Origin of the sequence: Microbacterium sp. NPDC019599 (assembly GCF_040632175.1) — a bacterium.
GTDB lineage: Bacteria > Actinomycetota > Actinomycetes > Actinomycetales > Microbacteriaceae > Microbacterium.
The window spans coordinates 1-4,506 of record NZ_JBEYBL010000018.1; the positions used below are offsets into that span (position 1 = coordinate 1).

General features: G+C 70.9%; 4 protein-coding genes. 3 read left to right on the plus strand and 1 reads right to left on the minus strand.

All coding sequences use genetic code 11. From position 1 onward, the window contains the following. The first annotated feature begins 178 nt into the window (after window positions 1–178). Entirely contained in the window at window positions 179–1,489 is a 1,311-nt protein-coding gene (tyrS, locus tag ABZ477_RS19060; RefSeq protein ID WP_360136406.1) for a tyrosine--tRNA ligase, read from the plus strand. A gap of 16 nt (window positions 1,490–1,505) precedes the next feature. Beyond that, window positions 1,506–2,339, plus strand: a complete 834-nt coding sequence (locus ABZ477_RS19065) for a DUF4184 family protein (protein WP_360136408.1) — start codon at window positions 1,506–1,508, stop codon at window positions 2,337–2,339. Here ABZ477_RS19065 and ABZ477_RS19070 read toward each other — a convergent pair. Next, window positions 2,330–3,664 carry a CoA transferase gene (locus ABZ477_RS19070; protein WP_360136410.1) on the minus strand — a complete coding sequence of 445 codons (1,335 nt, stop codon included), beginning with the start codon at window positions 3,662–3,664 and terminating at the stop codon, window positions 2,330–2,332. The two genes, ABZ477_RS19065 and ABZ477_RS19070, sit on opposite strands and share 10 nt — an antisense overlap. Window positions 3,665–3,740: 76 nt before the next feature. Here ABZ477_RS19070 and ABZ477_RS19075 point away from each other — a divergent pair, with 76 nt between their 5' ends. Continuing rightward, window positions 3,741–4,370, plus strand: coding sequence for a UdgX family uracil-DNA binding protein (locus ABZ477_RS19075; protein WP_360136412.1), 630 nt, complete (start codon window positions 3,741–3,743; stop codon window positions 4,368–4,370). Window positions 4,371–4,506: the final 136 nt, after the last annotated feature.

The following is a 4,506-nucleotide window of genomic DNA, read 5'->3' on the forward strand; positions in this document are numbered from 1 at the left end:
GGTACTGCAGGGGGGACCCTGTGGGAGAGTAGGACACCGCCGGACTTCTTTCGAGAAATGGCCACCCAACGCTGGGTGGCCATTTCACGTTAACGGGCATGTATTCGGCATGGCCGATCCCGATCGTGAGGAAGACACCATGACTGACACGCTGCGGCCCGCTGATAGCCTGAAGCGCGTGTCTGAAACAGTCGTGAGTGCGCTCGCGCCCGCGAACGACCCCGCGTTCGAGAACGTGTGGGACGAGCTCGTGTGGCGTGGACTCGTGCACGTGTCCACCGATCAGGATGCGCTGCGCGCACTTCTCGCGGGCGACCCGATCACGTACTACTGCGGCTTCGACCCGACCGCGCCGAGCCTCCACCTGGGCAACCTCGTGCAGCTGCTCACGATGCGCCGGCTCCAGCTCGCCGGCCACAGGCCGCTCGGTCTCGTCGGCGGCTCGACGGGCCTCATCGGCGACCCGCGTCCCAGTGCCGAGCGGACGCTCAACACGAAGGAGACCGTCGCAGAGTGGGTCGGATACCTGCGCGGCCAGGTCGAGCGCTTCCTGAGCTTCGAGGGCGACAATGCGGCGCGCATCGTCAACAACCTCGACTGGACCGCGCCGCTGTCGGCGATCGACTTCCTCCGCGACATCGGCAAGCACTACCGCGTCGGCACGATGCTCAAGAAGGACGCCGTGAGCGCGCGCCTCAACTCCGAGGCGGGCATCAGCTACACGGAGTTCAGCTACCAGATCCTCCAGGGCCTCGACTACCTCGAGCTCTTCCGCTCCTACGGCTGTGTCCTGCAGACGGGCGGCTCCGATCAGTGGGGCAACCTCACGAGCGGCGTGGATCTCATCCACTACGTCGAGCACACGTCGGTGCACGCGATCGGCACACCGCTCATCACGAACAGCGACGGCACCAAGTTCGGCAAGAGCGAGGGCAACGCGATCTGGCTCGACCCGGCGATGTGCAGCCCGTACCGGATGTACCAGTTCTGGCTCAACACCGACGACGCCGACGTCATCACGCGACTGAAGATCTTCACGTTCCTCACGCGCGCCGAGATCGAGGAGTACGAGCGCCTCGTCGAGTCCGAGCCGTTCCGCAGGGCTGCGCAGAAGCGCCTCGCACTCGAGGTCACGACGTTCGTGCACGGGACGGATGCCGCGGCCGCCGTCATCGCGGCATCCGAGGCTCTCTTCGGCCAGGGCGACCTCACGGCGCTCGACGCCGGCACCCTGCGTCACGCGCTCGAGGAGCTCCCGAATGCGACTGTCGCGCACGGCAGTCCCGTGCTGCAGGCGCTCGTCGACACGGGGCTCGTCTCGAGCCTGAGCGAGGGCCGGCGTGCGATCGCGCAGGGCGGGGTGTCGCTCGACGGCGTGCGCGTCGACGACGACGCCGCCGTCGTGACGGGGTCGCTCCCCGGAAGCGTCTCGGTGCTGCGTCGCGGCAAGAAGACCCTCGCGGGCCTCTTCGTCGAGTCCGGTCGCTGAGCCCGACGGAGCGGCCGTGCCGTTCACGCCGAGTCACGCGGTCGTCGCGCTGCCGTTCGTCCGCACGCCGCTTGTGCCCGCGGCGATCGCGGTCGGTGCGATGGCTCCCGATCTCCCGCTCTTCGTGCGCCTCTCCCCATTCGGCTATGGACGCACGCACGACTTCGCATGGCTGCCGCTGACGATCCTGCTCGCCCTCGCGCTGCTGCTCATCTGGCGCTGCGTGCTGCGCCCCGCGGCGCGTGAGCTCTCGCCCGGATGGCTCGCGGTGCGGCTGCCGTCAGGGTGGGATCGCGGCGCGCGGAGCGCGGCACGCGAGACCCTCGCGATCGAGGTCGTCGCCGAGCCGAGCCGACCGCGCCGCTGGGCCATCTCATGGAGCGGGATGCTGCTCCTGGCCGCATCGCTCGCGATCGGCATCGCGAGCCACATCGTGTGGGACCACTTCACGCATGAAGGACGCTGGGGCGCGCAGACGATCCCGCTCCTCGCCGCGGATTGGGGGCCGCTCCCCGGCTTCAAGTGGCTTCAGCACTCGTCGAGCGTCATCGGGCTCGCGATCATCGCCCTGTGGGCGGTCGCGTGGCTCCGCGGGCGCGATGCCGCTGAGCGACACGGTCCGCGCCTCCTCCCGTCGTGGGTCCGCTGGGCCTGGTGGCTCTCACTGCCGGTGATCCTCGCTGTGGCGTGGCTTGCGGGGCTCGCGGCCTACGGCCCGCTGGATGCCGCGTTCACCGTGCAGCACCTCGCGTACCGTGTGCTGCCCCCGGCGTGCGCCGTGTGGGGTGCAGTCACGCTCCTGCTCGCCATCGGCATCCAGGTCGTGCACGGGGCTCGACGTCAGCGCTGATCCGTCGGCCAGGCGGGCTCGTCTTCTCCCCACGGACGCGGCGGTCTGAAGGCCGTCGGTCCCCCTTCGAACGAGGGGGCGGGGCCGACCGTCGTGACGAGCCGGCCGTCGACCTCGAAGGTCTGGGTGTGCGCCCCGGGCTCTACGGCCTCGTGGTCAGCAGGTTCGGCGGTGCGCGGCATCCCGAGCAGTTCCGCAGCGACGCGGCGCAGCGACGTCTCGACGAGCCATGAACCGCCTTCCTGCGCCCGCCGTCGGAGTGCAGCGATGACCGCCGCCGCGAGCAGATACCCGGCCGAGTGATCCAGGGCCTGGGCCGGGAGCGCGCCCGGTGTCACGCCGTCCCGCGTCTCGATCCACGCGATGCCGCACGCCGCCTGGACGATGCTGTCGAATCCGCGCCGATCCGGTTCACCCCACGCCGAGAGCTGCGCGACGACGAGTCCCGGATGCCGCTGCGCGAGCTCGCGCGGAGAGAGACCGAGCCGCGCGAGGCCCTCGGGCCGGTAGCCCAGAACGACGACGTCGGCGGAGGTGAGCAGACCCTCGAGGACTCCGCGACCCGCCGGGTCGTCGAGCTCGAGCACGGCGGAGCGCTTGCCGTGGCCGGTGTCGAGGTGCTGCCACGCGATCTCGGGCATCCGGGGCGGGTCGATGCGAAGGACCTCGGCGCCGAAGAGGGCGAGGGTGCGCGTGGAGACGGGCCCCGCGATGACGCGCGTGAGGTCCAGGACCCGAACCGCGGCGAGGGGCGTTGAGCGGCGCCCGTCGAGCGCGCGCGTGGACGCATCGCCCAGCCGCGTGACGCGCACCAGGGGCTGGAGGCGGAGCGCGTGATCGACAGGGGGCTGCTCCGCGAGGACCGCCGCGCAGATCCCGCCGCGCGAGGCGATCGCCTGCGCGGCCGCGTCGGCGGGAAGGTTCGCGAGAGCAGTCGCGACGGCGTCCGCGCCGGATCCCTCGGGGAGCTGCAGGCCGGCCAGCAGTGCACGAGCATGATGCGGATAGTTGCCGTGCGTGCGCACCCACCCATCCGCTGCGCGGAAGAACCCCGACAGCGGCGCGAAGGCGACGGGACGCTCTCCGTCGATCGAGCCGTAGCGCTCGCTCGCGTAGGCGAGCGCGATGCGCGCGGGGTCGAGCGCGACCGACCCCGCTCCCGCGAGATCGGCGGCGGCCAGTGACGCAGCGGCCACGGCAGACCACGCGAGCTCGTCGACCGCGAGCCGTGAGGCGAGCGGGACGGGATGCCGCGCCTCGACGAGTCGCGCTGTCGGCTGGATGCCGAGCTCGGCCAGGATCGCGTGGGCTCGCGTCGTCGTCATGTGCTGGACCCTCCTCCACTCGGGACGATAGGCCCCACCAGGAGACGGCGACAACGGCCGCGCCTACACTCGTGGCATGGCCGAGCCGGAGCGCCCCGGCGCTGAGCGATGGGTTCCGGAGGATGCCGGCATCCCGCGCCTCCGCGATGCCGTGCAGGACTGCCGCGGGTGTGAGCTGTGGGCCCATGCCACGCAGGCCGTCTTCGGCGATGGGCACGAGAAGGCGCGGATGATGCTCGTGGGGGAGCAGCCGGGAGACCGCGAGGACCTCGCCGGCGAGCCTTTCGTCGGGCCGGCGGGACGGGTCCTCGACGAGGCACTCGAGCGCGCGGACATCGCGCGCGAGGAGATCTACGTCACGAACGCCGTCAAGCACTTCCGGTTCGAGCAACGGGGGAAGCGGCGCATCCACGAGAAGCCCGGGGTCGTGCACATCGACGCCTGTCGCGCATGGCTCGAGGCCGAGATGCGGGCGGTCGATCCGAGGGTCGTCGTGTGCCTCGGAGCGACGGCGGCCCGATCGGTCCTCGGTCGCACGGTGCGGGTGGGTCCCGAGCGTGGGCAGCCGATCGCCCATGAAGGTCGGACGGTCGTCGTAACGACGCACCCGTCCGCGCTCCTGCGTGTGCGGGACACCGCGGAGCGTGAGTCCGCGCTGGTGGCGCTGACGGCGGATCTGCGTGTCGCAGCTCGGGAATCCGCGTGACTCCGGGATCGGAGACCAGCGACACGCCCGGGATGCTGTGCCGATTTGCCGGTGCTGCGGGAGCCGCGTAAGTTAGTACTTGTTCGCCCCACAGGGAAGCGGAGAGGCTGAGAGCCTTACCCCCCTCAAGCGGAGA